Origin of the sequence: Modestobacter sp. SSW1-42 (assembly GCF_046635825.1) — a bacterium.
Taxonomy (GTDB): Bacteria; Actinomycetota; Actinomycetes; order Mycobacteriales; family Geodermatophilaceae; genus Modestobacter.
In genome coordinates this window covers 242,438-267,121 of the sequence record NZ_JBISCA010000006.1, presented here as the reverse complement: position 1 = coordinate 267,121, position 24,684 = coordinate 242,438, and the positions used below count along the sequence as shown (strand labels likewise).

General features: G+C 74.9%; 29 protein-coding genes. 14 read left to right on the top strand and 15 right to left on the bottom strand.

The window, feature by feature from the left end; translation table 11 throughout:
* Nucleotides 1–80: 80 nt before the first annotated feature.
* From ACGBYP_RS20550 to ACGBYP_RS20540, 3 genes are read left to right on the top strand one after another with little or no spacing between them, the layout of a single operon-like run.
* A complete protein-coding gene (locus ACGBYP_RS20550) occupies nt 81–1,163 on the top strand; it encodes a GGDEF domain-containing protein (RefSeq protein WP_411587165.1) in 1,083 nt (360 codons plus the stop codon).
* A 53-nt stretch (nt 1,164–1,216) separates the two neighbouring features.
* The gene (locus tag ACGBYP_RS20545) at nt 1,217–1,408 is read left to right on the top strand and encodes a hypothetical protein (protein WP_411587163.1); all 192 of its coding nucleotides are present in this window, start codon (nt 1,217–1,219) and stop codon (nt 1,406–1,408) included.
* The gene (locus ACGBYP_RS20540) at nt 1,405–1,857 is read left to right on the top strand and encodes a hypothetical protein (protein WP_411587162.1); all 453 of its coding nucleotides are present in this window, start codon (nt 1,405–1,407) and stop codon (nt 1,855–1,857) included. Before ACGBYP_RS20545 ends, ACGBYP_RS20540 begins: the two co-directional genes overlap by 4 nt.
* A 74-nt stretch (nt 1,858–1,931) precedes the next feature.
* Here the strand turns inward: ACGBYP_RS20540 and aztD are convergent, their stop codons facing one another.
* Genes aztD through aztB form a run of 4 tightly spaced genes read right to left on the bottom strand, consistent with a single transcriptional unit; the run spans nt 1,932 to nt 6,215 of the window.
* Complete coding sequence (gene aztD / locus ACGBYP_RS20535; RefSeq protein ID WP_411587160.1) at nt 1,932–3,188, bottom strand: zinc metallochaperone AztD; 1,257 nt, start codon at nt 3,186–3,188, stop codon at nt 1,932–1,934.
* 43 nt (nt 3,189–3,231) lie between these two features.
* Entirely contained in the window at nt 3,232–4,140 is a 909-nt protein-coding gene (gene aztC / locus ACGBYP_RS20530) for a zinc ABC transporter substrate-binding protein AztC (RefSeq protein WP_411587157.1), read from the bottom strand.
* Nucleotides 4,137–5,366, bottom strand: a complete 1,230-nt coding sequence (locus tag ACGBYP_RS20525) for a YncE family protein (RefSeq protein ID WP_411587155.1) — start codon at nt 5,364–5,366, stop codon at nt 4,137–4,139. Before ACGBYP_RS20525 ends, aztC begins: the two co-directional genes overlap by 4 nt.
* A gap of 33 nt (nt 5,367–5,399) precedes the next feature.
* On the bottom strand, nt 5,400–6,215 hold the full coding sequence (gene aztB, locus ACGBYP_RS20520) for a zinc ABC transporter permease AztB (RefSeq protein WP_411587153.1): 816 nt from the start codon (nt 6,213–6,215) through the stop codon (nt 5,400–5,402).
* A gap of 49 nt (nt 6,216–6,264) precedes the next feature.
* On the opposite strand from aztB, the gene aztA reads away from it, so the two are divergent.
* The 3 genes from aztA to ACGBYP_RS20505 are packed head-to-tail and all read left to right on the top strand — an operon-like array spanning nt 6,265 to nt 7,909.
* Nucleotides 6,265–6,927 carry a zinc ABC transporter ATP-binding protein AztA gene (gene aztA / locus ACGBYP_RS20515; protein ID WP_411587152.1) on the top strand — a complete coding sequence of 221 codons (663 nt, stop codon included), beginning with the start codon at nt 6,265–6,267 and terminating at the stop codon, nt 6,925–6,927.
* A 45-nt stretch (nt 6,928–6,972) separates the two neighbouring features.
* Nucleotides 6,973–7,176 (top strand): hypothetical protein, encoded by a 204-nt coding sequence (locus tag ACGBYP_RS20510; RefSeq protein WP_411587150.1) that lies wholly within the window; start codon nt 6,973–6,975, stop codon nt 7,174–7,176.
* 4 nt (nt 7,177–7,180) lie between these two features.
* Entirely contained in the window at nt 7,181–7,909 is a 729-nt protein-coding gene (locus tag ACGBYP_RS20505; protein WP_411587148.1) for an alpha/beta hydrolase, read from the top strand.
* A gap of 29 nt (nt 7,910–7,938) precedes the next feature.
* On the opposite strand, the gene ACGBYP_RS20500 is transcribed toward ACGBYP_RS20505, so the two are convergent.
* Both ACGBYP_RS20500 and ACGBYP_RS20495 read right to left on the bottom strand, forming a co-directional pair.
* Nucleotides 7,939–8,982 (bottom strand): 1-aminocyclopropane-1-carboxylate deaminase, encoded by a 1,044-nt coding sequence (locus ACGBYP_RS20500; RefSeq protein ID WP_411587146.1) that lies wholly within the window; start codon nt 8,980–8,982, stop codon nt 7,939–7,941.
* Complete coding sequence (locus ACGBYP_RS20495; RefSeq protein ID WP_411587144.1) at nt 8,969–9,628, bottom strand: GntR family transcriptional regulator; 660 nt, start codon at nt 9,626–9,628, stop codon at nt 8,969–8,971. Before ACGBYP_RS20495 ends, ACGBYP_RS20500 begins: the two co-directional genes overlap by 14 nt.
* Before the next feature lie 119 nt (nt 9,629–9,747).
* Here ACGBYP_RS20495 and ACGBYP_RS20490 point away from each other — a divergent pair, with 119 nt between their 5' ends.
* Nucleotides 9,748–10,194: a rhodanese-like domain-containing protein gene (locus tag ACGBYP_RS20490; RefSeq protein WP_411587143.1), complete on the top strand. Its 447-nt coding sequence runs from the start codon at nt 9,748–9,750 to the stop codon at nt 10,192–10,194.
* 4 nt (nt 10,195–10,198) lie between these two features.
* On the opposite strand, the gene ACGBYP_RS20485 is transcribed toward ACGBYP_RS20490, so the two are convergent.
* Nucleotides 10,199–10,552, bottom strand: coding sequence for a winged helix-turn-helix transcriptional regulator (locus ACGBYP_RS20485; RefSeq protein WP_411587141.1), 354 nt, complete (start codon nt 10,550–10,552; stop codon nt 10,199–10,201).
* Between the two features lie 107 nt (nt 10,553–10,659).
* On the opposite strand from ACGBYP_RS20485, the gene ACGBYP_RS20480 reads away from it, so the two are divergent.
* Nucleotides 10,660–11,313, top strand: coding sequence for an FMN-dependent NADH-azoreductase (locus ACGBYP_RS20480; protein ID WP_411587139.1), 654 nt, complete (start codon nt 10,660–10,662; stop codon nt 11,311–11,313).
* A gap of 62 nt (nt 11,314–11,375) precedes the next feature.
* Here the strand turns inward: ACGBYP_RS20480 and ACGBYP_RS20475 are convergent, their stop codons facing one another.
* From ACGBYP_RS20475 to ACGBYP_RS20460, 4 genes are all read right to left on the bottom strand, one after another.
* Nucleotides 11,376–12,104: a GntR family transcriptional regulator gene (locus ACGBYP_RS20475; RefSeq protein ID WP_411587137.1), complete on the bottom strand. Its 729-nt coding sequence runs from the start codon at nt 12,102–12,104 to the stop codon at nt 11,376–11,378.
* 44 nt (nt 12,105–12,148) lie between these two features.
* Nucleotides 12,149–12,946 carry a glucosamine-6-phosphate deaminase gene (gene nagB / locus ACGBYP_RS20470; protein WP_411587134.1) on the bottom strand — a complete coding sequence of 266 codons (798 nt, stop codon included), beginning with the start codon at nt 12,944–12,946 and terminating at the stop codon, nt 12,149–12,151.
* Nucleotides 12,947–12,948: 2 nt separating this feature from the next.
* Nucleotides 12,949–13,953: an N-acetylglucosamine-6-phosphate deacetylase gene (locus ACGBYP_RS20465; protein WP_411587262.1), complete on the bottom strand. Its 1,005-nt coding sequence runs from the start codon at nt 13,951–13,953 to the stop codon at nt 12,949–12,951.
* Between the two features lie 167 nt (nt 13,954–14,120).
* Nucleotides 14,121–15,425 (bottom strand): PTS transporter subunit EIIC, encoded by a 1,305-nt coding sequence (locus ACGBYP_RS20460; RefSeq protein ID WP_411587133.1) that lies wholly within the window; start codon nt 15,423–15,425, stop codon nt 14,121–14,123.
* 235 nt (nt 15,426–15,660) lie between these two features.
* Here ACGBYP_RS20460 and ACGBYP_RS20455 point away from each other — a divergent pair, with 235 nt between their 5' ends.
* The 3 genes from ACGBYP_RS20455 to ACGBYP_RS20445 are packed head-to-tail and all read left to right on the top strand — an operon-like array spanning nt 15,661 to nt 16,863.
* Nucleotides 15,661–15,891: a glucose PTS transporter subunit EIIB gene (locus tag ACGBYP_RS20455; protein WP_411587131.1), complete on the top strand. Its 231-nt coding sequence runs from the start codon at nt 15,661–15,663 to the stop codon at nt 15,889–15,891.
* Nucleotides 15,888–16,355, top strand: a complete 468-nt coding sequence (locus ACGBYP_RS20450; protein WP_411587129.1) for a PTS glucose transporter subunit IIA — start codon at nt 15,888–15,890, stop codon at nt 16,353–16,355. The genes ACGBYP_RS20455 and ACGBYP_RS20450 overlap by 4 nt, the downstream gene beginning before the upstream one ends.
* Nucleotides 16,356–16,371: 16 nt before the next feature.
* On the top strand, nt 16,372–16,863 hold the full coding sequence (locus tag ACGBYP_RS20445; RefSeq protein WP_411587126.1) for a PaaI family thioesterase: 492 nt from the start codon (nt 16,372–16,374) through the stop codon (nt 16,861–16,863).
* A gap of 63 nt (nt 16,864–16,926) precedes the next feature.
* Here the strand turns inward: ACGBYP_RS20445 and ACGBYP_RS20440 are convergent, their stop codons facing one another.
* On the bottom strand, nt 16,927–17,439 hold the full coding sequence (locus ACGBYP_RS20440) for a VOC family protein (RefSeq protein ID WP_411587123.1): 513 nt from the start codon (nt 17,437–17,439) through the stop codon (nt 16,927–16,929).
* Between the two features lie 107 nt (nt 17,440–17,546).
* Here ACGBYP_RS20440 and ACGBYP_RS20435 point away from each other — a divergent pair, with 107 nt between their 5' ends.
* Entirely contained in the window at nt 17,547–19,007 is a 1,461-nt protein-coding gene (locus tag ACGBYP_RS20435; protein ID WP_411587121.1) for an aminotransferase class I/II-fold pyridoxal phosphate-dependent enzyme, read from the top strand.
* Here the strand turns inward: ACGBYP_RS20435 and ACGBYP_RS20430 are convergent.
* Both ACGBYP_RS20430 and ACGBYP_RS20425 read right to left on the bottom strand, forming a co-directional pair.
* On the bottom strand, nt 18,997–20,175 hold the full coding sequence (locus ACGBYP_RS20430) for a lycopene cyclase family protein (protein WP_411587120.1): 1,179 nt from the start codon (nt 20,173–20,175) through the stop codon (nt 18,997–18,999). The genes ACGBYP_RS20435 and ACGBYP_RS20430 overlap by 11 nt on opposite strands.
* Nucleotides 20,176–20,210: 35 nt before the next feature.
* Entirely contained in the window at nt 20,211–21,554 is a 1,344-nt protein-coding gene (locus tag ACGBYP_RS20425) for a PP2C family protein-serine/threonine phosphatase (RefSeq protein WP_411587119.1), read from the bottom strand.
* A 114-nt stretch (nt 21,555–21,668) separates the two neighbouring features.
* Between ACGBYP_RS20425 and ACGBYP_RS20420 the strand changes: the two genes are divergently transcribed.
* Entirely contained in the window at nt 21,669–22,283 is a 615-nt protein-coding gene (locus ACGBYP_RS20420) for a GNAT family N-acetyltransferase (protein ID WP_411587117.1), read from the top strand.
* Here ACGBYP_RS20420 and ACGBYP_RS20415 read toward each other — a convergent pair.
* Nucleotides 22,277–23,653, bottom strand: coding sequence for a fibronectin type III domain-containing protein (locus tag ACGBYP_RS20415; protein WP_411587115.1), 1,377 nt, complete (start codon nt 23,651–23,653; stop codon nt 22,277–22,279). The two genes, ACGBYP_RS20420 and ACGBYP_RS20415, sit on opposite strands and share 7 nt — an antisense overlap.
* A gap of 209 nt (nt 23,654–23,862) precedes the next feature.
* Between ACGBYP_RS20415 and ACGBYP_RS20410 the strand changes: the two genes are divergently transcribed.
* A complete protein-coding gene (locus tag ACGBYP_RS20410) occupies nt 23,863–24,489 on the top strand; it encodes a superoxide dismutase (protein ID WP_411587113.1) in 627 nt (208 codons plus the stop codon).
* Nucleotides 24,490–24,684 lie beyond the last annotated feature (195 nt).

Here is a 24,684-nt window from a genome sequence, read left to right as displayed (position 1 = left end):
GTCGGCGGGAGCTCACCCGACGGAGGGGCAGGCCCGCGTCGGGGGCTCGGGTGCGGGGCAGGAGCGGTCGATGGACCGGCGTGGCGAATCCTGACTCCCCGGCCCGACCTGCGCCCTCGCGCGCGTTGCCCGGCTGGTGGTGGCGCGGCGGAGAGGCCGTCGGCTACGGCCGGCTGCTCGGGCTCGGCTCGCTGCTGGCCACCGCGCTGGCGCTGGCCCTGCTGCACCCGCCGACGGTCCACTGGCCGGCGCTCGCCGGCGTCGTCGCCTTCCACCTGGTCGCGGTCTGGCTGAGCTTCGCGCTGCCGTGGCACCGCTGGTCGGGGTGGGCGCTGCTCGCCTTCCCGGTCGTGTCGATGGGCGCGCTGGTGGTCGTCACCCGGGCCGTGCCCGAGCTGGCCGGCGTGCTGGTCGGCTTCTTCGTGCTCTGCTTCGCCTACGCGGGCCTCTTCCTGCCCCGGCGCGGCGGGTGGGTGCTGCTGCCCGCGGCGCTGGCCGCCTACTTCGGCACGCTGGGCCAGCTCACCTCCGCCCTCGTGGTGCGCACCCTCTTCGTCGCGCTGGCCTGGCTGGTGCTCGCCGAGCTGCTGCGCCGGCTGCAGACCCGGCAGGTCGCGCTGATCGACCAGCTGCGCGCGGACAACCTGATCGACCCGCTCACCGGGCTGGCCAACCGGCGCGGCCAGGCCCGCTTCCTCACCGAGGCCGAGGCGGGCGACGTCCTCATCGTGCTCGACCTGGACCACTTCAAGCAGATCAACGACGAGCTGGGGCACGCCGTGGGCGACCACGTGCTGGCCACCTTCGGCGGGCTGCTGCAGCAGCAGCTGCGGACCCGCGACCGGGCGGCGAGGTCGGGCGGCGAGGAGATGCTGGTGCTGCTCCGCTGCGGCGAGACCCGGTGCGGGGAGGAGCTCGTCCGACGACTGCGGGACGCGGTGGCCCGCGAGCAGCTCGGCGTGACCTTCTCCGCCGGCCTGGCCCAGCTGCGCCCCGGCCAGACCACCGAGCAGGCGATCATCGACGCGGACCGGGCGACCTACTGCGCCAAGCACGCCGGCCGGGACCAGGCGTGGATCGCCGGCGACCCGCGCAACGGCATCCCGGACGTGCGCGTGCCGTGGGACGCGGCATCGTCGACCGGGCTGGCGGTCACGCGCTGACCTGGCCCCTCGTCGGGGTGTCCGGTCCCGGCGGGGGCGACTACGTTGCTGTCGTGCGAGAGACGGGAGCAGGACGGCCCTACGGCCGGCGGCAGCGGCTCTCGCTCGCCGCGGGGGTCTCCCTCTCCGTCAGCGGCCTCCTGTCGTTCCGCACCGACGTGACCGTCGTGGGCTGCACGCTGCTGCTGGTCGGTCTCGCGTCCCTCCTCTCCTTCGTCCGCTCCCGCCGTCACCGCTCGGCATGACCGACGACCTCGAGGTCCCGGTGCCGGACTCGCTGCCGGACGAGGTCGAGGTGCTCTCCGGAGCACACGGCGACCTGCGCTGGCGGGTGTGGGCCGGTGGCACGGCCGAGGACCTGATGACCATGCTCACGGTCTCCCGTGGCGGCCGGGTCCTGGACGAGTCGGGCTTCGGCGGCCCCGCCCTGTACCCGGGCACGCCGGTCAACGAGTGGCGGGGCCGCGCCGACGACCTGCCGTACTTCGTACTGGCCCGCACCGCCCCCGAGGTCGGCCGCCTGGTGGCCGTGACCGACCGCGGGACGCACGTCGAGCTGGCGCTGGGCGAGGTGAACCCCCGCTTCGGGCTGCGCTTCGCCGCCGCCGGCCTCCCCGACGGCGAGGGCCCGGGGGTCCTGCTCGTGGAGGTCGACGGGCGGCCGCACAGCTCCCTCCGGCAGACGATGGGCTGACCCGTCGACTGCGACCGGCGGGGCCCGGGCGCCCGGGATCGGGGGCCGGGGTCGTCGCCCCGGCCCCCGGACGGTCAGCCGGCGACGACCGCCAGCTCGTTGGGCGTGACCTCGAGCTCGCCGGTGGCGATGACCTCACCGGTGGCGAGGTCGAGGGCGTGGACGGCGTTGGCGGCCGGCTCGGTCACGTAGGCGATGCCGTCGTGGACCTTGATCGCCGGGTGCGGGTCCTGCCACTCGGCCGGCCCCTCCCACGGGTCGATGACCGGGTGGCTGGCCAGCAGCGTCCCGGTCGTCTCGTCCATGACGTGCACGGCGCCGTCGGTGCCCAGCAGCACGGCGTCGTCCTGCGGACCGCGGGCCAGGTCGCGGAACGTGTACTGGACGCCCTCGGGCAGCGGCACGACCTGCAGCCGGTCGGCGGCGGTGTCGATCAGGGTGACCGCCGACAGCAGCGAGCCCTCCGCGTCCGGGTCGCTGCGGTAGTCACCGAGGGCGATCGGCGAGGTCTCGGTGGTGAAGACGTTGCCGGTGCGGCCGAACTCGTCAGGGGCGTCGAGCTTGGTGAACTCGCCGCCGTAGACCAGCACGCCGTCCTCGCAGCCGAAGACGGCGACCTCACCGGCGACGGTGCCCTCGCCGTGCACGCCCGGGCAGTTCTCGGCCCGGGCGGTCTCGGTGCCCGAGGGGTCGAGCACCCGGACGCCGGTGCGCCCGTCCTCGGTGCCGAGGGTGGTGAGCAGCGTGCCGTCCTCGAGCTCGATGGCCACGCCGTGGTGGGCGGCCTCGGACTCCCACGTGCGGGTCTCCGGCAGGCCCTCGGCGTCCAGCAGGGCGGCGGTCTCGAAGGAGGCGATGTCGCCGGTGCCGTCGGCGAACAGGATCGTGCGGTCGCCGTGGACGACGACGTGCCCGGCCTTGGCGGCGGGGAAGACGTCCTCGGTCAGCTCCGGGCCGCCGGCGTAGGAGCTCCCGCCGTCGGTCCAGACCCCGGCGTCGAGGACCCGGAAGCCCTCCTCGGTGGTGACGAGGACGTGCCGGCCGTCACCGGCGGGGTTGACCCGGGTGAAGCCCTCGATCGGGAGGTCCCCGACCACGTCGAGGGTGGTGGCGTCGAGGACGAGCAGGCCGCCGTCGTAGGTGAGCGTGATCCGGGGCTGGGCGGCGGAGACCTCGGCGGCCTCGGAGACCGCCGCCGCCGAGGGAGCGGCGGACGGCGTGCCGGCGGCGGCCGAGGAGCCGGCGGAGTCGGAGGAACAGCCGGTCAGGAGCAGGGCGGCGACCCCGACCCCGGCCACCCCGATGGGGAAGGACGTGCGTGAGCTGGTCATGCCGGCCACCCTAACGACAGTGATTGTCATCTTCATCAGAGGGTCAGCGCAGCCCGGCGACGATGTCCTCGGTGTTGGACCGCATCATCGCCAGGTAGGTCTCCGCCCCCTCGCCGGGTCCGGACAGCGACTCGGTGAACAGCGGGGTGACGGCGACGTCGACCGCGGCCTGCTCGGCGAGGACCTGGGCCAGGCGGTCGGGCTGGGAGGAGTCGACGAAGATCGTCCGCACCCCGGCCGCGCGGACGCTGGTCGCCAGTTCGTCGAGGTCGCTGGCGCTGGGTGCCGCCAGCGTCGTCCCGCTGGGGACGACCGCCCCGACCACGGTGAAGCCGAAGCGGTCGGCCAGGTAGCCGAAGACGTGGTGGTTGGTCACCAGGTTGCGGCGGGCCGGGGGCACCTGGGCCAGCTGCTCGCCCATCCAGGCGTCCAGCTCGGCCAGCTGCCCCTGGTAGCCCGCGACGTCGGCGGCCAGCACGTCGGCGTCCAGGCCGTCGACGTGCTCGGCGAGGGCCTCGGCGAGCACGTCGGTGACCGTGGCCATCCGCGCCGGGTCGGTCCAGAAGTGCGGGTCGACCCCGGAGGCGTCCTCGCTCACCCACTGCAGGACCTCGACCGCGGCGCCGGCCTCCACGACCGGGACCCCGTCGGCGCGGGTGGCCTCGACCTGCGTGGCCAGCCCCTCCTCCAGCCCCAGCCCGTTGGCGACCACGAGGTCGGCGCTGCGCAGCCGGGCCGCGTCCTGCGCCGACACCTCGAAGGAGTGCGGGTCCGCCCCCCGCGGCATGAGGGTCATCACCTCCGCCTGCTCCCCCACCAGCTCCCCGACCACGTCGCCGAGGACGTCGGTGGTCACCACCACCAGCGGCCGGTCCGTGCTGCCGGCGGCGCAGCCGGTGAGCACGCCGGCGGCGACCAGCAGGGCGGCGGCCCCGCACAGCCCGCGCCTCATCGGCCGGTCTCGGCGAGGAAGGCGGCCGGGACGGCGGTCGGCAGGGTCCGGGCGACACGGGCCCCGTCGGCGTAGTCGATCTCGTGCACCACCTGCGCGGAGGGCACGTTGACGTAGGCCCGGTCGGCGTCGACCTCCACCGTCATCGCGGCCAGGTCCTCCGGCGTCCCGGCCAGCACGTCGGTGGCTGCGGTGACGCCGGTCTCCGGGTCGATGACCAGCACCCGCCCGGCGTCGTCGAGGGCCACGACCCGGTCCCGGTCGTCATCGACGGCGACCGCGTGCAACAGCGGCGACGGCGTCGGGACGAGCTGCCAGCTGCGGGCACGGCTGTCCAGCAGCCAGAGCCCGCGGTCCCCGGACACGGCGGCCACGGCGGGCCGCCCGGGGCGCTGGGCGAACGACGTGGCCCGGTCGGCCGGGTCCACCGGCTCGGGGTAGGGCAGGAACTCGAACACGACCTGCCCGTCGGCCTCGGTGGCCAGCACCGCGCCGTCGGCGCAGGAGACGACCACCCCGACCCGGGTGCCCACCCCGCCCTGCACGTCCGGGCACGGTGCGCTCGCACCGGCGACCGGTCGCCCGGAGGCATCGAGGACGAGCACCTCGTCGCCGGTGCTGCTGACGAACGAGCTCCCGAGCGGGACGAGCACGCCGTCGTGGGGCGCGCTGGTCGTGCTGGCCGTCTCGCGCAGCTCGCCCTGGCCCAGCGCCAGCCGGTCCAGCACGATCCCTGCGCCGGTGTCGGGGGAGAACAATGCGGTGACCTGCTCCGACGACGCCACCCGCACGTCCCCGGCCCAGTCCAGCGTGCCCACGACCCGGGGCTCCGCCCGGTAGTAGTGGGTGTGGTCGCCGTGGTCGACGGTCCAGGTGCCGGAGTCGACGACGGTCAGCCGGCCGGCGGGCTCGGAGGCGGCGAACAGGAACCGCCCGTCGCTGACCACCGAGGCAGTGGGGCCCACCGACCCCAGCGGGACCTCCTCCCCGGTCAGCAGGTCCAGGCTGGACGTCGTCCCGGCCCGGTCGAGGTAGCTGAGCCGCAGCTGGGCCTCGGTGAGCTCCTCGGCGCCGGCCACGAACCCGTGGACGGCCTCCGGCCCAGCAGGGTCGGCCGCCTCGGCGGCAGCCGGATCGCCCGCGGCGCAGCCGGCGCTGAGGAGGGCCAGGACGAACGCGGGCGCGAGACGGCTCGCGCGCCGGGGGGCGCGGTCGGTGCGGGGCACGGGGGATCTCCAGGATTCGGGGACGGAGGTGGTTCAGCGGGGGACGGCGGCCCGCACGGCGACCGACACCGCGACCAGCGCGACGGAGCAGCCGGCGATCGAGGCGCCGCCGGCGGTGCTGGCGTGCCAGGACAGCAGCAGGCCGGCGACCACGGCGGCGACGCCGAAGGCCGCACCCAGGGCCATCGTGGAAGGGACGCGGTGGGTCCACTGGCGCGCTGCCGCGGCCGGGGCCAGCAGCAGCGCCACCACCAGCAGGGACCCCAGCGCCTGGAACGAGGCGACGATCGCCGCGGTCACCAGCAGCCCGAGGACGACGTTCGCCACCCCCGGGCGCAGACCCAGCGTCGTGGCGGTCCGCCGGTCGAAGGCCAGGGCGACGAAGGCGCGGTGGAAGACCGCGCACACGGTGAGGATGAGCAGCAGGGCGACCGCGAGCGTGGTCAGCTCGCCGGCCTGGATCGCCAGGACGTCGCCGAAGAGGATGGCGGTGAGGTCGGTGGCGAAGGACCGGGACCGGGAGACGATCACGACCCCCAGCGACAGCATCCCCACGAACAGCAGGCCGGTGGCGGTGTCCGGGGACAGCCGCGTCCGGCGGGACACGACGCCCACGCCGACGCTCATCACGCCGGCGCTGGCCGCCGCCCCCACCAGCAGCGGCCAGCCGGCCAGGGCCGCCACCGCCACCCCGGGCAGCATCCCGTGGGCCACGGCCTCGCCCAGGAAGGCCATCCCGCGGACGACCACCCAGGTGCCGACCACCGCACAGATGACCGCGGCCAGGCTCCCTCCGAGCAGCGCACGCTGCAGGAACGAGATCGCGAAGGGGTCGGTCAGCCAGGCCACAGCGGGGACCCTACCTGCTATTGATTCTCACTCTCGATACAGTGAGGAGGTGGACTCCCCGACCGTGCGGCTCGAGCAGCTGACCGTCCGACGTGGCGCGGTCCTGGCCCTCGACGGGGTGCAGGCGGTGTTCCCGGCCGCGGCGGTGACCGTGCTGGTGGGCCCCAACGGGTCGGGGAAGTCGACGCTGCTCGACGTCCTGGCCGGCGCCCTGCCCGCGACGTCCGGCCGGGTCACGGGCCTGCAGCAGCTGGCGGTCGCCTACGTGCCGCAGCACAGCGCCGTCACCCCGGACCTGCCGATCACCGTCACGGAGACCGTCGCCATGGGCCGGTGGCGCGAGCGCGGGCTGCTGGGGCGGCTGCGGGCCGGCGACCGGGCCGTCGTCGACCGGTGCGTGGAGCTGATGAGCCTGCAGGACCTGCGGACGGCCCCGCTGAGCCGGCTGTCCGGGGGGCAGCGTCAGCGGGCGCTGGTCGCCCAGGGGCTCGCTGCCCGCGCCGACGTCCTGCTCGTGGACGAGCCCACCGCGGGCGTCGACGACGCCACCCACCGCGCCCTGCTGGACGCGCTGGCCGCCGAGGCCGCGCGCGGCGCGGTGGTCGTGCACGCCACCCACGACGAGCCGGCCATCGCCGGGGCCGACCACCTGCTGGCTCTGCGCGACGGGCGGGTGGACGACCACCGGGCAGCTCCTGCACCCCGTCGCTGACCCACCGCCGGTTGCGCGCGGCCCGATCCGGGCAGACTGCTGATCATGTGGCTCTTCCTCACCCGCCGGTTCCGCACCTGGGTCCTGCTCACCTTCGTCGTCCCGCTCGCCAGCGGCCTGCTCCGCAAGCTCGGCCAGACCCTCGAGCGGCGCAACGGCCCGAGCTCGGTGAGCAACGGGCTGCTCAAGGCCGGCGTGCTGGGCGACCGGGCCCGCGACCGGCTGCGCGGCGGCCGCCGGCGCCGCTGAGGTCATGGACCCCTCGACCACCCCGGACGCCGACCGCCCGCAGCCCCGGCAACCCGCCCTCGAACAGCGCCCCGCCACCGGCGAGACCCGGGGCATCGCGCTGTTCTGCCACGGCGGCACCGTCGCGAGCATCGAACCGCCCAAGGAGCGCGCCCTCTCGCTGGTGCGCATGCGGGCGATCGAGCACGACGTGCACGCCGCCACCGCCGACCGCGGCATCGCCACCGCGCTGGTCCGCTACCGCGTGGCCGGGTGGAACGGCGAGGCCGCCGACGCCCACGCCGACGTCCGGTGGGCGGTCGGGCAGCTGCGCGAGCAGCACGGCACCGACGTCCCGATCGTGCTGGTCGGGCACTCGATGGGCGGCCGGGCCGCGCTGCGTGCCGGCGGTGAGCCCTCGGTCACCGCGGTCTGCGCGCTGGCCCCCTGGACGCCGCCGGGCGAGCCGGTGATGCACCTGCGCGGGCAGACCGTGGTGGTCCTGCACGGGCGCGGCGACCGCTGGGTGCCCGCCCGGCTGTCGGCCGAGTTCGGGGTGCGGGCCCGCCGCGCCGGCGCCCGCGTCGCCCGGTTCACCATCGTCGGCGGACACGGCATGATCCGCCGGTCCGGCGCCTGGCACGCCTTCGTCCGGGACGTCGTCCTGGCCGGTACCGGGCTCGAGCCGATGCGGCCGGCGATCGCCGAGGCGCTGCAGCAGCCGAGCCCGGAGGGCCTCGCCGTCCCCCTCTGACGAGGACGCTGCCCGGCCGGGCAGCGTCCTCAGGAGAACAGCGCGCTGTAGCCGTTGAGGGCCGGCTGCCCACCGAGGTGGGCGTACAGCACGGTCGACGACGGGTCGATCTCGCCGCGGCGGACCAGGTCGATGGTCGCGGCCATCGACTTCCCCTCGTAGACCGGGTCGGTGACCATGCCCTCGGTGCGGGCCGCGAGCTCCATCGCCGCGATCGTCGTCTCGTCGGGGATGCCGTAGACCCCGGCGTGGTACCGCTCGTCGAGCTCGATGTCGTCGAGGGTGAGCTCGCGCCGCACCCCGATCGCGGCCGCCGTGCGCTGCGCGATCCGGAGCACCTGGTCGCGGGTCTCGCCGGGCTTGGCGCTCGCGTCGACACCGAGCACCCGACGCGGGCGGGCGCCGGCCTCCTCGAGCTGGGCGAAGCCGGCGACCATGCCGGCCTGGGTCGAGCCGGTCACCGAGCAGACGACGACGGTGTCGAAGAAGACGCCGAGCTCGGCCTCCTGCGCGGCCACCTCGTGCGCCCAGTTGGCGAAGCCGTGCCCGCCCAGCGGGTGGTCCGAGGCGCCGGCCGGGATCGGGTAGGGCCTCCCACCGCGCTCGGTGATCTCGCGGAGCGCGGTCTCCCAGCTCTCCTTGAACCCGATGCCGAACCCGGCCTTGACCAGGCGGACGTCGGCCCCGGCCAGCCGGGAGATGAGGATGTTGCCGACCTTGTCGTAGACGGCGTCGGGCCAGTCGACCCAGCTCTCCTGGACCAGCACGCACTCCAGGCCCACGTGCGCGGCGACGGCGGCGACCTGGCGGGTGTGGTTGCTCTGCACGCCGCCGATCGAGACCAGGGTGTCGCAGCCCTGGGCCAGCGCGTCGGCGACCAGGTACTCGAGCTTGCGGGTCTTGTTGCCGCCGTACGCGATCCCGGAGTTCACGTCCTCGCGCTTGGCCCACACCGCCGCGCCGCCCAGGTGCGCGGTCAGCCGGTCGAGGCGGTGCACCGGCGAGGGGCCGAACAGCAGCGGGTGGCGGGGGAAGTCGGCCAGGGAGGGTCGGGCGGGGTCAGGAACGCTCATCGGGAGTCTCCTCCAGCTCGGACAGCAGGGCGGTCCAGATCTCGGTCGTGGTGGACACGGCAGCGGCGACGTCGCCGTCCGCGCAGGCGGTGATCAGCCGGTCGTGCAGGACGACGGACCCGCGGCCGTGCGCCGCGGCGAAGCGCTGCCGCTCCAGCCGCCGGACGGCCGGGGTGAAACGGTCGATCGTGGCCCGCACGGCGCCGTTGCCGCAGCGGGCCAGCAGGACGTCGTGCAGCTCGTCGTCGGCGGCCAGCGCGGTGTCGAGGTCACCGGTGGCCACCGCGACGGCGAACCGCCGGTTGGCCGCCCGCATGGCCGCGACGTCCGCGGCCGTCACCGCGGGGGCGGCCTCCGCGACGGCGAGCTCGTGCATCGCCCGCACGACCACCGCGGCGTCACGCACCTGCCGCAGGACCAGCGGGGTGACCCGGGTGTGGCTCTGCGGCTTGCTCTCGACCAGCCCCTCGTCGGCCAGCCGGGCCAGCGCCGTGCGCACCGGGGCGACCGACAGGCCCAGCCGGCCGGCCAGCGCGCTGTCCTTCACCACCGAGCCGGGCGGCAGCTCACCGCTGAGGATCGCCGACCGGATCAGGGTCACCGCCTGGTCGCGCAGCAGTACGCGGGAGACGGGTTCGATCGGCACGACTGACATCTGACATGTCAGTGGCCCACCGCGTCAACCCCCCGACACGTCCGGATCCTTGCGGTGGGAGGCAGTACGACCCCTCGTACGGCACTCGCGCGGCTCGCAGGATGGGGGCCATGAGCCTGGACTGGACGGCCTCGCCCGCCGCCGCCGCTGCCCACTTCGCCCGCCGGCTGGCGGTGGAGACCGACGTGTCCGACGTCCACGCGGCGCTGGAGTCCGGCGCGCCGGGCTTCGTGCTGCTGGACAGCCGCAGCGCGGAGTCCTGGGCCCAGGGGCACGTCCCGGGCGCGGTGCACCTGCCCGGCCGGGAGATCGCGGCGCGGGCGGCGGGCGAGCTCGACCCCGCCGTCCCGGTGGTCACCTACTGTTGGGGGCCGGGCTGCAACGGCGCGACCCGGGCGGCGCTGGCGCTCGCGCACCTCGGGTACCGCGTGCGGGAGATGATCGGCGGCTTCGAGTACTGGGCGCGCGAGGGGCTGCCGGTGGCGACCGGCGACGGCGTGGTGCGCTCTCCCGTCGACCCGCTGACCGCGCCCGCCGCGGTGCGCTGCGGCTGCTGAGGACTCAGCAGCCGCCGGTGCACTCCCGCTCGGGGAGGCTGGTGCGGGCCCAGGTGGCGAGCTGCTCGAGGACCGGCGACAGCGACTGCCCGGCCTCGGTGAGCTGGTAGCCGACCGACACCGGCGGGCCGTCGTCGACGGTGCGCTGCACGAGCCCGGCCCGGGCGAGCTCGGTCAGCCGGTCGGACAGCACCGAGTCGCTGATGCCGCCCACGGCCCGCCGGAGCCCGGAGAAGGTCGCCGGCCCCCCGGCGAGCACGCCGATGATCAGCCCGTTCCAGCGCTTGCCCAGGAAGCCGAAGGCCCGCACGAGGGCGCCGTCGCACGCCGCCGGCGTGTGCAGCAGCTCCTCGGTCACGCCGCCATCGTACGGCGTGGCGACCCCGTGCACTTCGCTTCTCGTAGTGCTAGCTTTCCCGAAGTGCTAGCAAAGGGCTAGCGACTAGCAATCGGGGAGCATCTGTCATGTCTCTGTTCCGTCTGGACGCCAGCATCCGGGTCGAGGGGTCGGCCAGCCGCGCGATCGCGGACATCGTCGAGCGCGAGTGGCGGGCCGGGAACCCCGACGCCCCGGTCACCCGCCGGCACGTCGGCACCGAGCCGGTCCCGGCGACCGCCTGGGCCGACGCCGTGAGCGGGTCGTACCTGCCCGCCGACCAGCGCACCCCGGCCCAGGCCGAGGCCGCTGCCCTCGCCGCGACCCTGGCCGACGAGCTCGCCGACGCCGAGGCGCTGCTGTTCGCCGTCCCGCTGTACAACTTCGGTGTCTCGCAGCACCTCAAGAGCTACGTCGACATGGTCATCACCGACCCGCGCTTCGGCCCCGGTGCCGCGGCCCCGACGGTCGGCAAGCCCGCGGTCCTGGTCACCGTCCGCGGCGGCAACTACAGCGCCGGCACCCCGCGCGAGGGCTGGGACCACGCCACCAGCTGGATGCGCCGCATCCTCGAGGACGTCTGGGGCATGGACCTGCGCGTCGTCGAGCGCGACTTCACCCTGGTCGGGGTCAACCCGGCGCTGGACTCCTTCACCGACATGGCCGCCGAGCTCAAGGAGACCGCCGAGCGCGAGGCCGCCGAGCACGGCCGCCTGCTCAGCGCCACCCGCGCCACCGCCTGATGAAGGCCGCTCCTGGAGTCCCAGCGCTCGCTTCCTGACGCGCTGGGACTCCAGGAGCGGGGTCAGCCGTCGCCGAGCCCCACGGTCATCTGCACCTCGTACCGGTCGCCGCGGTAGGTCGTCTCGGCGTGCTCCACCGGACGGCTGCCGTTGTAGGAGACCCGGTCGAACACCAGCACCGGCCGGCCGGTGGTCATCCCCAGCAGCACCGCGCGCTCCCGGTCGGCGTCGGTGGCCCGCACCGTCTGCTCGGCCCGGTCGATGGGGCAGCCGTAGGTCTCGGCCAGCAGCGTGTACAGCGAGCCGGTGAGGTCCTGCCGGTCGAGGTCGGGCAGCAGGCCCGCGTCGTACCAGCCGTCGTCGATCGACATCGGCTGCTCGTCGGCCAGCCGCAGCCGGCGCACGTGCCAGGCCTGGGCGCCGGCCGGCAGCTGCAGCGCACGCCGGGTCGCCGGCGGCGGGGTGAGCCGGGCGACGTCGAGCACGACCGTGCTCGGGCGCAGCCCCAGCCGGCGCATGTCCTGGGTGAACGACGCCAGGTGCAGCCGTGACCGGGCGGCCCGCTCGGCGACGAAGGTGCCCTTGCCGCGCACCCGCACCAGCACGCCCTCGCTGACCAGCTGGCCGATCGCCTCGCGGACGGTGATCCGGCTGACCCCGTGCTCCACGCACAGCTGGCGCTCCCCCGGCAGCGGCGACCCGGCGGGCAGCCGGGCGGCCAGCTCGGTCAGCCGGCCCCGCAGCTGCTCGTGCTTGGGCACGACCCCGTCGACGATGGGGGGTTCGGACACGGCCGTCATGGTGCCAGGGCGACCGGTCCTCGCCGCCGCTGCGCTCACCACCCCTGGGAGGCCAGCTTGTGGGCGAGCGCGTAGCGGTGGTGGTCGGCACGCACCAGCCGGCTGCCGGCCGCCTCGTCGACCACCACCGTCACGTGCGGGTGCAGCTGCAGCACCGACCCCGGGCAGGACGCCGTCAGCGGTCCCTCGACGGCAGCGGCGACCGCGTCGGCCTTCCCCTCCCCCGTCGCCACCAGCACCAGGTGCTGCGCGCCGAGGATCGTGCCCAGGCCCTGGGTGATCACGTGCCGGGGGACGGCGTCGACGTCGCCGCCGAAGAACCGTGCGTTGTCGGCGCGGGTCTGCTCGGTCAGCGTCTTGACCCGGGTCCGGCTGGCCAGCGAGGAGCCGGGCTCGTTGAACCCGACGTGCCCGTTGGTGCCGATGCCGAGCACCTGGACGACGACCGGGCCGGCGGCCAGCAGCTGCTGCTCGTAGTCGCGGGCGGCCTGCAGCGGATCGGCCGCGGCGCCGTCCGGGCCGTGCACGACCGCCGGGTCGAGCTCCAGGGCGTCGGTGAGCTCGCGGCGGATGACCTCGCGGTAGGACTCCGGGTGCCCGGCGGGCAGCCCGACGTACTCGTCGAGCAGGAACGCCTGGACGCCGGAGAGGTCGAGCCCCTCGTCGCGGTGCCGGCGCAGCAGCTCGCGGTAGGCCAGCAGCGGCGAGGACCCGGTCGCGAGGCCCAGCACCACCGGGCCACCCCGGGCCAGCGCGGGCAGCACCGACCCCACGACGGCGTCGGCGACCACCCGTCCGCAGTCCTCGGGCGTGGGCAGCAGGACGACCTCCACGGTCAGCTCTCCTCTCGGGGCACCCACGCACCGGCCCGGAGGACGGCGGTGGGGTTGAGGTCCGGGTCGGTGACCAGCACGTCGGCACGGGCACCGGGGTCGAGCCGGCCGACGTCGTCCCGGCCCAGCAGCCCGGCGGGCGTGCCGGTCGCGGCCAGGACGGCGTCGGCCAGCGGCACGCCTGCGGCGACGGCGCAGCGGACGACGTCGACCAGCCGCGCCGTGCCGCCGGCGATGGCGCCGGGGCCGTCCCCGCCGGCCAGCCGGGCCACGCCGCCGGTGACCTCGACCGACAGCGCGCCCAGCCGGTAGTCCCCGTCCGGCATGCCGGCGGCCGCCATGGCGTCGCTGACCAGCGCGACCTGCGCGGGACCGACCAGGTCGAACACGGCGGCCACCGTCTCCGGGGCCAGGTGCACCCCGTCGGCGACCAGCTCGACGACGAGCTCGCCGCGGGCCGCGGCCGCCAGGCACGCCGCGACCGGGCCGGGGGCGCGGGACAGCATCGGCGGCATCCCGTTGAACAGGTGCGTGGCCGACACCCGGCCGGTCGCGGCCGCCGCCCGGACGGCGGCGGTGGTGACCCCGGCCGAGGCGTCGGTGTGCCCGACGCTGGGCAGCACCCCGTGCTCGCGCAGGACGGCGACCAGCTCGTCGGCCCGCGCGGTCTCCGGCGCCAGGGTCGTCGAGACCACCACCCCGGAGGCCAGCAGCGCGCGCAGCAGGTCCGGGTCGCCCGGCACGAGCGCGGCCGGGTCCTGCGCGCCGCAACGGGCGAGGGAGAGGAACGGCCCCTCCAGGTGCACGCCGGCCAGCTCCCCGGCGTGCACCAGCGGGGCCAGCAGCGCCAGCCGCTCGTGCAACACCGCGGCCGAGGCGGAGACCAGGCTGGCGACCAGCGTCGTCGTCCCGTGCGCGCGGTGGTGGGCGATGGCGGCGCGGACCCCCGCGACGTCGTCGTCGGGGAACCCGGCGCCGGCCGCGCCGTGGCAGTGCAGGTCGACCAGGCCGGGCAGCAGCAGCCGGTCCGGGGCGGGCGGGGGCCGTTCGCCGTCCCAGCCCGCCGCCGGCCCGGCGTAGGAGACCCGGTCACCGGCGACGGCGACGATGCCGTCGTCGATGACCGAGCCGCCGGTGACCAGCCGGCCCCGCAGGACGGGGCCGGGCCGGTCGGTCAGGACTGCGTCCTGGTGTCGGGGGTGCTGCTGGACGCGACCGTCCCCGGGGTGGCGGCCGGGGCGGCTCCGTCGTCGGTGCTGCTCACGACGGCCTCGGCGTCCTCCTCGCGACCCGGGGTCTTGAGGTTCCACTTGCGGATCACGAACCGGAACACCACGTAGTAGACCGCTGCATAACCCAGGCCGATCGGGATGAGCAGCAGCGGCTTGGTGGCGATGCCGAAGTTGAGCAGGTAGTCGATGGCCCCGGCGGAGAAGCTGAACCCGTCATGGATGCCGAGGGCGTTGGTCAGCGCCAGCGAGGTGCCGGTGAGCAGCGCGTGCACCAGGTACAGCGGCCAGGCCACGAAGAGGAAGGAGAACTCGAGCGGCTCGGTGATGCCGGTGAGGAACGCGGTGAGCGCGGTCGACAGCATGATGCCGCCGACGATCTTCTTCTGCTCCGGTCGGGCCTCGTGCCAGATGGCGATGGCGGCCGCGGGCAGCGCGAACATCATGATCGGGAAGAAGCCCGTGGTGAACGTGCCGGCGTCGGGGTCGCCGTTGAGGAACCGGGGGATGTCGCCGGAGAAGACCTCGCCGCCGGCGGTGGTGAAGTCACCGAGGGAGAACCACACGACGGTGTTGATGATGTGGTGCAGCCCCAGCGGGATGAGCAGCCGGTTGACCGTGCCGAAGATGCCGCCGCCGACGACGGTGTTGCCGTCCACGGCCTCGCCGAGGCTGGTCAGCGCGCTGTCGAAGGGCTTGTAGAGGAACGACATGAGCACCGCGAGCAGCATGATCACGATCGCGGTGATGATCGGGACGAACCGCCGGCCACCGAAGAAGCCCAGGTAGGTGGGCAGCTTGATCCGGTAGTAGCGCTGCCACAGCGTGGCGGTGATGATGCCGACCAGGATGCCGCCGAGCACCCCGAAGTCGATCAGCTGCTGCTCCTCGCCCTCGGCCGCCGCGCCCAGGACCACCGGGCTCATCGCCTCGAAGACGTTGGACAGCACCAGGTAGCCCACGACCGCGGCCAGCGCGGTCGAACCGTCGGCCTTCTTCGCCCAGCCGATGGCGATGCCCACGGCGAAGATCAGCGGCAGGTTGCCGAACAGGGCGTTGCCGGCGGCGGCCATCACCGCGGCGACGGTCTCCATCGACTCCCAGCGGCCGATCATGTCGTCCTGCCCGAGTCGCAGGAGCAGGCCGGCGGCGGGCAGGGCGGCGATGGGCAGCATGAGGCTGCGGCCCAGGCGCTGGAGGCCGGCGAGGCCTCGGCGTTCCTTCGTCGGTGCGGCGGTCTGGGTGGCCATGAGGGGCTCTCCTCGGGGGACGCAGGGGACGGGACGGCAGGAACTGCGGAGCTGTTCGCCGGCCATTCCCTCGGACGTCGACCAACCGGTACCGTCCGGTCATGACCAGTTGATCCGGGAGGATGGTGGGCGCGCCCACCGCCTGTCAACACCCTGGACGTCGCCGGTCGGATGCCGTTACCTGTACGACTCGCAGCAGTGATCGCGGCCGCCGGGCCGCCGGGAGGAGAGCCCCATGGACAAGGCCGAGCAGATCGTCGCCGGGCTGGGCGGCGCCGCCAACATCGACGACGTCGAGGGCTGCATCACCCGGCTGCGGACCGAGGTCAAGGACCCCTCGCTGGTCGACGAGGCCGCCCTGCGGCGGGCCGGCGCCCACGGCGTGCTCGTGGCCGGCCGGATCGTGCAGGTCGTCGTGGGGCCCGAGGCGGACTCGCTGGCCGACGACGTCAACGACCTGCTGTGACCCTGCTCGTCACCGCCCCGCTGCCCGGCACGGTCCTGCCGATCTCCGAGGTGCCCGACCCGGTGTTCGCCGCCTCGATGGTGGGCGCCGGCGTGGGCATCGCGCCGGCCGAGGACGCCGGGCTGGTCGACGTCCTGGCCCCGGTGGGCGGGCGGCTGCTCAAGGTGCACCCGCACGCGTTCATCGTGCTCACCCCCGAGGGCCGCGGCGTGCTGGTGCACGTCGGCATCGACACGGTGCGGCTGGCCGGCGCCCCGTTCACGCTGCACGTCACCGAGGGCGAGGACGTCTCCGCCGGCGACCGCGTGGTCACCGTCGACGTGGCCGCGGTGCGCGCCGCCGGCATGTCGCCGGTAAGCCCGGTCGTGGTGATGGACGCCGCCGCCGACACGATGCCCCCGGTGACCGCGGGCGCGTCGGTGGCCGCCGGCGACGAGCTCTTCCGCTGGCCCGCCGGCGCCTGAGCGCTACCGTCCGCCGGTGACGTCAGAGCGCGAACGGACCTACTCCTGGGGCGACCCGATGGCCTCCGTCGAGGCTGCCCGCACCTCGTCGGGCATCGAGGTGCTGCGGGCGATGGCGGCCGGTGAGCTGCCCGCCCCGCCGGTGATCGCCACCCTCGGCTTCGAGCTCGAGTCGGTGGAGGAGGGCCGGATCGTCTTCGCGCTCGAGCCCGCCGAGTTCCACTACAACCCGATCGGCTCGGTGCACGGCGGCGTCTACGCCACGCTGCTGGACTCCGCGACCGGCTGCGCGGTGCACTCGAAGCTGCCGGCCGGGGTCGGCTACACCAGCCTGGACCTGACGGTGAAGTTCCTCCGTCCGATCACCGTCGACACCGGCCGGGTGCGCTGCACCGGCACGGTCACCCATCTGGGCAGCCGGACGGCGCTGGCCGAGGCCGTCCTGCACGACGGGTCCGACCGGCTGCTCGCCACGGCGGTCAGCAGCATCCTGCTCCTGCGTCCGTGAGGTCTGCGTGCTCGTGGCGTCCCGGGTCGGGACGCCGCGAGCACGCGGACCTCGTCGGGACCCTCAGGCGGGGACGCTGACCCCGACGCCGCCGCGGGTGTCGGCGCCGTAGCGGGCGATCTCACCGGCCAGGTCCAGTGCGCGGGTGGTGGCGCCCAGCGCCTCGATCTCGGGGGTGATGAGGTCGGCCGGCAGCAGCCAGGACACCTCGAACTCGATGCCGTCGGGGTCCTGGGCGTAGAGCGCCTTGGTGGTGGCGTGGTCGGAGGCACCGGTCAGGGCGCCGGCCTCGGCCAGCGCACCGCGGATCCGGGCGAGCTCGCCGAGGGTGTCGACCTCCCAGGCCAGGTGGTAGAGCCCGACGGTGCTGCGCCCCGCGCCGGACGGCCCGGCCTGCGCGCCGACCGCGAACAGGCCCAGGTCGTGGTCGTTGGTCGACCCCTCGGCCTGCAGGAACACCGCGCGGCCGGGCATCTCGACCTTCACCCGGAAGCCGAGGACGTCGCGGTAGAAGGCGGCGCTGCGGTCGACGTCGCGGACGAAGAGGACGGCGTGGTTGAGGCGCTGGACGGGCATCGCGGGCTCCTGCTGGTCGGTGGAGGGCCCAGTCTCCGCCCTCTTGCTTGAGACTTCAAGTACATGTCGGCGGGGTGTCAGCGGCCCGACGTGGGTAGCGCGCCCGCATGGACCACTCACGCGTACCGGTGATCGAGGCGCTGCAGGCCTTCCGCGAGCGGGGCGACCTCGTGTTCGGCCCGCCCGGCCACAAGCAGGGCCGCGGCGCCGACCCGCGGGTGCTCGAGGTGGTCGGCCAGGGGGTGTTCGCCTCCGACGTCCTCACCCTCAACGGGCTCGACGACCGGCGCGAGTCCCAGGGGGTGGTGAGCCAGGCCGAGGACCTGATGGCCGACGCCGTGGACGCCGACACCACCTTCTTCTCCACCTGCGGCAGTTCGCTGTCGGTCAAGACCGCGATCATGTCGGTGGCCGGGCCGGGCGAGGAGCTGCTGATCAGCCGCAACGCGCACAAGTCGGTGATGGCCGGGGTGATCGTCAGCGGCATCGTGCCGGTGTGGGTGCACCCGCACTTCGACACCGACCTGGCGATCGCGCACCCGCCGGAGCCGGACGACGTCCGGGCCGCGCTGGAGGCCCACCCCGACGCCAAGGGGATGCTGCTGATCACCCCGACCGACTGGGGCACCTGCGCCGACATCGAGGGCGTCGCTGCGGTCTGCCACGAGTTCGGCGTCCCGCTGATCGTCGACGAGGCGTGGGGCGCCCACCTGCCCTTCCACCCCGACCTGCCCGCCTGGGGCATGGACGCCGGGGCCGACCTGGTGGTCACCAGCGTGCACAAGATGGGCGCGGCGGTCGAGCAGAGCTCGGTCTTCCACCTCAAGGGTGACCGGGTCGACCCCTCGGTGCTCAAGCAGCGGGAGGACCTGCTGGGCACCACCAGCTCGTCCTCGCTGGTCTACCTGACGCTGGACGGCTGGCGGCGGCAGATGGTCGAGCAGGGCGAGGAGCTGCTCGGCGCCGCCCTGCAGCGCGCGGCCCGGCTCCGGACGGCGGTCGATGCGATCGACGGGCTGTCGTTGATGGGCCGCGAGGTGGTGCGCCCCGGCGGCGCGTTCGACCTGGACCCGCTCGTGTTCACCATTGACGTCCGGCCGCTGGGCATCTCCGGCTACCAGGCCGGTGACTGGCTGCGGGCGCAGTGCCAGGTCGACGTCGGGTCCGCCGACGCCTGCCGGATCAGCGCCCGGCTCACCCACGCCGACGACGACGCCATGGTCGACCGGCTGGTCGAGTCGCTGCGGCAGCTGGTCGCGGCCGCGCCCTCGCTGGAGCAGCAGGCACCGGTCGCGCTGCCGCCCGCGCGTTCGCTGGAGCTGGAGAGCGTCATGCGGCCGCGCGACGCGTTCTTCGCCCCGGTCGAGCAGGTGCCGGTCGAGGCGGCCGTGGGCCGGGTGGCCGCCGAGATGATCAGCCCCTACCCGCCCGGCGTCCCGGTGCTGTGCCCCGGCGAGCGGATCAGCCAGGAGGTGGTCGGCTACCTGACCAGCGGGGTGGCCGCCGGGATGCTCGTCCCCGACGCCGCCGACCCGTCGCTGGCGACGCTGCGGGTGGTCAGGGACTGACGCGCCGGGGGCGGACGGCGCGGGCCACCCCGCCGGCGAGGAACCGCCGGCCGGACGGCGGGAGCGCCCGGGCGACCCGCAGCATCGTGGCCGCGACGGCCGACGGCGGGGAACCGGTGTCGAGGTAGGCGTTCCAGGCCGACGGCGGCAGGGTGAAGAAGGTCGAGAAGAACGTGTCGGTCTGCTCCTCGTCCAGACCGAGCAGCACCTCCCGGCCGAGCGCGAACAGGCCGAGGGTCGCCCGCCGCCGGGCACCGCGCACCAGCGACCGCACGGCGGCGGCGTCGGCCCCGGCCAGGACGGCGTCGGCGACGGTGCCGCCGGTCTGCAGCGAGGTCGCCACGCTGTAGCCGGTCGCCGGGTGCACGAGGCCGGCCGCGGCCCCGACCGGGACGCCGGCCCCGCGCCGGACCGCGGCGTCGAGGGGGATGGCCACCTTCTCCGGCTCCTCGGCGGTGCGCAGGCCCGTCTCGGCCATCAGCCGGTGCAGCCGCTCGCGCAGGTGCGGCAGCGGGACCGGCGGGCGGGCCGCCAGCGACGTGGCCTCCAGCAGCGTGGTGCCGTCGTCGAGGGCCATCCCGTAGAGGAAGACCGGCGGCTGCGCCGCCGGGTCGCGCAGCGTGACCCAGTCCATGAACAGGGCGCTGCCGGGCGGGACCAGGTCGCCGACGTCGCCGGCGACCCGCTCGCCCCAGGCGCGCTGCTGGGCGCTGCCCGGTCCACCGCCCCGGGCGTCGACGACCAGCCGGGCGGTCAGCGTCGTCCCGTCGGCGAGCGTCACCTGCCGGCCGTCGTCCCGGGTGCCGGCGACCGTGCCCGGCACGGTCACGCCGCCGCCGGTGGCCAGCTGGTCGAGCAGCAGGCCGTGGACGACGTCGTTGTGCAGGCGGGCGTAACCGCGGCCCAGGTCGCGCTGCCCGGCGCTGGTGCGCACGACGGTGGCCGGGTAGCGGGCGCCGAGGACGGTGCCGGGCGCGAGCGCGGTGGTGACCGCGTCCAGCTCGTCGGCCCACAGGCTGTACGTCTGGTGCCAGGGCCGCAGGTGCGGGGCGACCAGCGCCACCCGCAGCCCGCGGGTAGCGCACGCGGCGGCGACGGCGAGCCCGGCCGGCCCGGCCCCGGCGACGACGACGTCCCAGCGCTGGCGGGAGCTCACGGTCGGCGTCATGTCCCGCACAGCAGAGCACACGCCGACGGCGGGCGTCAGCCGATCGCCCGCAGGCTGCCGGGCCCCGCCTCGGCCGGGCGGGAGCGGTCCTCGGGGTGGCAGCGCACCGCCAGCAGGGCGATGTCGTCCTCGCGGCCGTCGCCGTTGCGGCTGACGACGGTGTCCAGCAGCTGCTCGAGGGGCAGGTGGGCGTGCTCGGTGAGGGTGCGGCGGAGCCGGGCGGTGCCGCGGTCGATGTCGGCGCCCCAGTCGCGGTGCTCGATCAGGCCGTCGGTGTAGAGCACGACCGTGTCGCCGGGCGCCAGCTCGACGGTCCAGTCGTGCCGGCGCCGGCCGGCGTCCACCCCCACCAGCACGTCGGGACGCCGGTCGAGCAGCGTCGTGCGGCCGTCGGCGTGCAGCAGGATCGGCGGCGGGTGGCCGGCGTTGGACCAGCGCAGCAGCCGGGTGCCCGCGGCGCGGGCGTCGGCGTCCTGCTCGATGCGGGCCAGGACGACGGTGGCCAGCCCGGCGACGTCCAGGCCGGTCATCGCCCGGTCCAGCCGGCGCAGCGTCTGGGAGGGCTCCTCGCCGCGGTCGTAGGCGAAGGCGCGCAGCAGGGTGCGCAACTGGCCCATCGTGGCCGCGGCCCGCATGTCGTGGCCGACCACGTCGCCGATGGCGAGCACCGTGGCGCCCTGGGCGGTGAGGAAGCCGTCGTACCAGTCGCCGCCCACCTGGTCGCCGGCGTGCGAGGGCAGGTAGCGGGCGCGGAGCTCCAGGTGGTCGGGCTCGGGCAGGTGGGTGAGCATCGCCTGCTGCAGCGTCTCGGCGACCGTGCGCCGGTCGGCCAGCGACACCTCGGCGCGCGCCTGGGCCCGGGCCGCCTGCAGCGCGGCCTCGGTGGCCCGGGCCCGCAGGGTGCGCAGCTGCAGCTCCGAGCTGCAGGCGTCGGCGAGGTCCTGCAGGACGGCCACCTCGGTGGCGGTCCAGTCGCGCGGATGGTCGTCGATGGCGCAGAGCGACCCGACGACCTCGCCCTCGGCGCCGACCAGCGGGACGCCCACGTAGGCGATGACGCCCAGGTCGCGGATGGCCAGGTTCTCCCAGACCAGCGGGTCGATCCGGGCGTCGGCGATGACCAGCGGGGAACGGCTGCGCACCACGTGCTGGCAGAAGCTGTGCGACAGCGGCGTCCGGCGGCTGGCCTGCCACGGTTCGGGCAGCCCCAGCGCGCCGGGGAAGACCTGCTCGTCGGCGGAGACGAAGGAGACCAGGGCCACCGGCACGCCCAGCACCTGCCGGGCCAGCCGGGCGAACCGCTCGAACGCCGGGTCGGAGGCCGCCCCGACCGTCGCCGGCAGCGCCGCGGGGAGCGAGCCCACCACCACGTCGTCCACGGTCGTGCTCCTCGCTCCCTGTCGGCCAACCGGAGCGCACGCTACCCGCGCCCGCTGACACCGCCGGTCCTCCGCCGCCCGGCTCGACGGGCGGGCGCGTGGTCTCATCGGGCGGTGAGCACTCCCCCCGTCGTCCGGCCCGCCACGCGCGCCGACGTCCCCCGCATGGCCGCCACGCTGTCGCAGGCCTACCCCGACTACCGGTGGACCTCCTGGGCGCTGCCGGAGGACGGTCGCACCCAGCGGCTCTCGCGCTGGGCGGAGCTGTGGGGCGGGCTGGTGCCGGTGCTCGCCGGGACGGCGTGGGTGACCGACGACGTCAGCGCGGTGGCCGCCTGGGTCGCGCCCGGGGACGAGCAGCCGGCCGCCGACCTGCAGGCGGTCATCGACCGCGACCTGCCGCGGGTGTTCGGGGCCCGGCAGCCGGTGGTGTTCGCCAGCCAGCGGCTCGGCGCCCAGGGCCGGCCGCCGGAGCCGCACTGGTGGCTGCACGCGGTGGGCACCCGGCCGGCGGCTCGGCACGCGGGCCTGGGCGCGGCGGTGCTCCGGCCGGTGCTGGACCGCTGCGACGCCGAGGGCGTGCCGGCCGCCGCCACGGTCTACACCTCGACCGTCGTCCGCTGGCTGCAGCGGTCGGGCTTCGCCGTGACCCATGCGACCCGGACGGCGGTCGACCACGAGCTGCCGATCTGGACCCTGGTGCGCCAGCCGGCGCGCTCAGGTCAGTAGGTGCGGCCGAACATCGACGACCACAGCGCGCGGCCGTTGGCGGCGTAGAGCACCAGGTTGCCGTCGTCCTGCATCAACAGGCGGACGTTCGCGTTGCCCCACGTGCCTGCATGCCAGTTCATCAGCCAGTTGAACTGGTAGACGACCGCATTGCCGTCAGCCTGGATGCGCAGCCGGTTGCCGCCCCTGTTCCAGACACCGATGTGCCACAGCGCCCGTCGGCCCGGTCCGTAGACGACCAGGTTGCCGTCCGCCTGCATCAACGCCTGGTACTGGCCGTTGCGCGAGACGAGGGACTGCCCCGCGGTCAGGTCCTGCTTCGCCAGCAGCGTGTCCTGGACCGTGCCGCGGTCCCAGCCGGTGAACCACAGCGGGCGACCGTCGGCGCCGTAAAGCACGAGGTTGCCGTCGTCCTGAATGACCAGGCGTGAGTACCGGTTGCCGAAGGTCCCCGAATTCCAGACGTCGAACCCGTCCGTTCCGTAGGCGACGAGGTTCCCGTCGTACTGCAGGTCCAACTCGGTGCCGGGCCGCCACTTGTGCGTGTGCCACAGCGGACGGATGTCGTCGGCGTAGACGACGAGGTTGCCGTCCTGTTGCATCTCGAGCGAGTAGCGCCCATTGGCCGAGCGCAGTTCCTCGCCCGGGAAGAGCGTCTCGCCGACGACCATCTCGTCCAGGCTCTCGAGCTCGAAGGTCTCCGACGCGGCGGGTCCGGTGCCCATCGCGTTGGTCGCCGTGACCGACACGCTGTGCTCCACCCCGGTGCGCAGTCCTCGCAGATCGACGAAGTAGTGACGGGAGCCGTCCGGGTCCGGTGGCGCCGCATCCCACGCCCGGGTGTCCACGAACGCCCGCGCGCCGTCCGGGTTCTCGGTCAGGGTGAAGCCGCTGATCGGGGCCCCGTAGGGCTCGGCGAACTGCCAGGACACCCGGACGGCGCCGTCCCACCGGTAGGCGAGCTGCAACTGTTGCGGGACCCCAGGGGCCTCAGCCGGCAGGGTCACCGTCGGGCTGAGCTGGCAGCCCTCGCTCCCCCCGTTGGCGTTCAGCGCATAGACGCACGCCCGGTACGGGATGCCCCCATGGAGTCCGTGCACCGTGTGCGAGCGCGCGTCAGCAGGCAACACTGTCGACCCCAGGGCTCCGCTGGAGGACGCGACGAGGTAACCGGTGATGGGGGATCCGCCGTCCGGCGCGGCGCTCCAGGTGATCGTGATCGAACCCGTTCCCGGGACGGCCTGCACGTCCGCCGGGTACCCCGGGAGCGTCCCCGCGGCCAACGCGGGCGGGCTGACGGCCAGCCCGGCACCGAGGGCGAGCACGAGCAGTGCAGCGAGCAGCACGCCGGCTCGTGCGATCCGTGCCATGTCCCGCGACCTCCACCTCGGCCCGGCCGACACGCTCCTGTGAACGGGCCCTGGCGGAGCGGCGCCATGGTGCCCGACCCGGACCCGCGGGACAAGGATCCCAGCGGCCTCCTGCACGGATCGTGACCCCGGGGGGCCACCGGACGGCACCGGGAGGACGACGCCACAGGGGATGACCGAGGTGTCCGGTTCCGACCCGAGGAGATCTCGTGCCCGAGTACACCCTGCCCGACCTGCCCTACGACTACAGCGCGCTCGAGCCGCACATCAGCGGCCGGATCATGGAACTGCACCACGACAAGCACCACGCCACCTACGTCGCCGGCGCCAACACCGCGCTCGAGAAGCTGGCCGACGCCCGCTCGACCGGCGACTTCGGCACGGTCAACCTGCACGAGAAGAACCTGGCCTTCAACCTGGCCGGGCACGTCAACCACTCGGTCTTCTGGCCGAACATGACCCCGGACGGCGCCGGCCGGCCCGACGGCGAGATCGCCGCGGCGATCGACGACCAGTTCGGCGGCTTCGAGGGCTTCCAGGGCCACTTCACGGCCACCGCGCTCGGCGTGCAGGGCTCCGGCTGGGCTGCGCTGACCTGGGACTCCGTGGGCCAGAAGCTGCTGATCAACCAGCTGTACGACCACCAGGGCAACCTCGCCGTGGGCCTGGTGCCGCTGCTGATGCTCGACATGTGGGAGCACTCGTTCTACCTGGACTACCAGAACGTGAAGGCCGACTACGTGAAGGCGTGGTGGAACGTCGTGAACTGGAGCGACGTCCAGCAGCGCCTCACCACCGCCCGGACGGCGACCAGCGGTCTGGTCGTCCCGGCCTGACCGCCACGGGGCACGGGCGGGCGCCGCCCCGTCCGGGCCCCGGCCACCCGCTCCCCGCGCCCCCGCCGGCCGGCCACCGGAATGGCCATTCCGGTGGCCGGCGGGGCAGGAGAGGCTGGCCTGACCCCCGGGGGCCACAGGTCGGCCCCGATGGCCCCTCCGTGCCGGGCAGGACAGGAGGGCAAGCCCCGACAC

Coding starts and splice junctions, on each gene's coding strand:
- ACGBYP_RS20540 (WP_411587162.1), top strand. CDS start 1,405: ATGACCGACGACCTCGAGGTCCCGGTGCCGGACTCGCTGCCGGACGAG.
- ACGBYP_RS20480 (WP_411587139.1), top strand. CDS start 10,660: ATGTCTCTGTTCCGTCTGGACGCCAGCATCCGGGTCGAGGGGTCGGCC.
- ACGBYP_RS20455 (WP_411587131.1), top strand. CDS start 15,661: ATGGACAAGGCCGAGCAGATCGTCGCCGGGCTGGGCGGCGCCGCCAAC.
- ACGBYP_RS20460 (WP_411587133.1), bottom strand. CDS start 15,425: ATGGCCACCCAGACCGCCGCACCGACGAAGGAACGCCGAGGCCTCGCC.
- ACGBYP_RS20440 (WP_411587123.1), bottom strand. CDS start 17,439: ATGCCCGTCCAGCGCCTCAACCACGCCGTCCTCTTCGTCCGCGACGTC.
- ACGBYP_RS20415 (WP_411587115.1), bottom strand. CDS start 23,653: ATGGCACGGATCGCACGAGCCGGCGTGCTGCTCGCTGCACTGCTCGTG.
- ACGBYP_RS20430 (WP_411587120.1), bottom strand. CDS start 20,175: ATGACGCCGACCGTGAGCTCCCGCCAGCGCTGGGACGTCGTCGTCGCC.
- ACGBYP_RS20505 (WP_411587148.1), top strand. CDS start 7,181: ATGGACCCCTCGACCACCCCGGACGCCGACCGCCCGCAGCCCCGGCAA.
- aztC (WP_411587157.1), bottom strand. CDS start 4,140: ATGAGGCGCGGGCTGTGCGGGGCCGCCGCCCTGCTGGTCGCCGCCGGC.
- ACGBYP_RS20490 (WP_411587143.1), top strand. CDS start 9,748: ATGAGCCTGGACTGGACGGCCTCGCCCGCCGCCGCCGCTGCCCACTTC.
- ACGBYP_RS20435 (WP_411587121.1), top strand. CDS start 17,547: ATGGACCACTCACGCGTACCGGTGATCGAGGCGCTGCAGGCCTTCCGC.
- aztD (WP_411587160.1), bottom strand. CDS start 3,188: ATGACCAGCTCACGCACGTCCTTCCCCATCGGGGTGGCCGGGGTCGGG.
- ACGBYP_RS20510 (WP_411587150.1), top strand. CDS start 6,973: ATGTGGCTCTTCCTCACCCGCCGGTTCCGCACCTGGGTCCTGCTCACC.
- ACGBYP_RS20500 (WP_411587146.1), bottom strand. CDS start 8,982: ATGAGCGTTCCTGACCCCGCCCGACCCTCCCTGGCCGACTTCCCCCGC.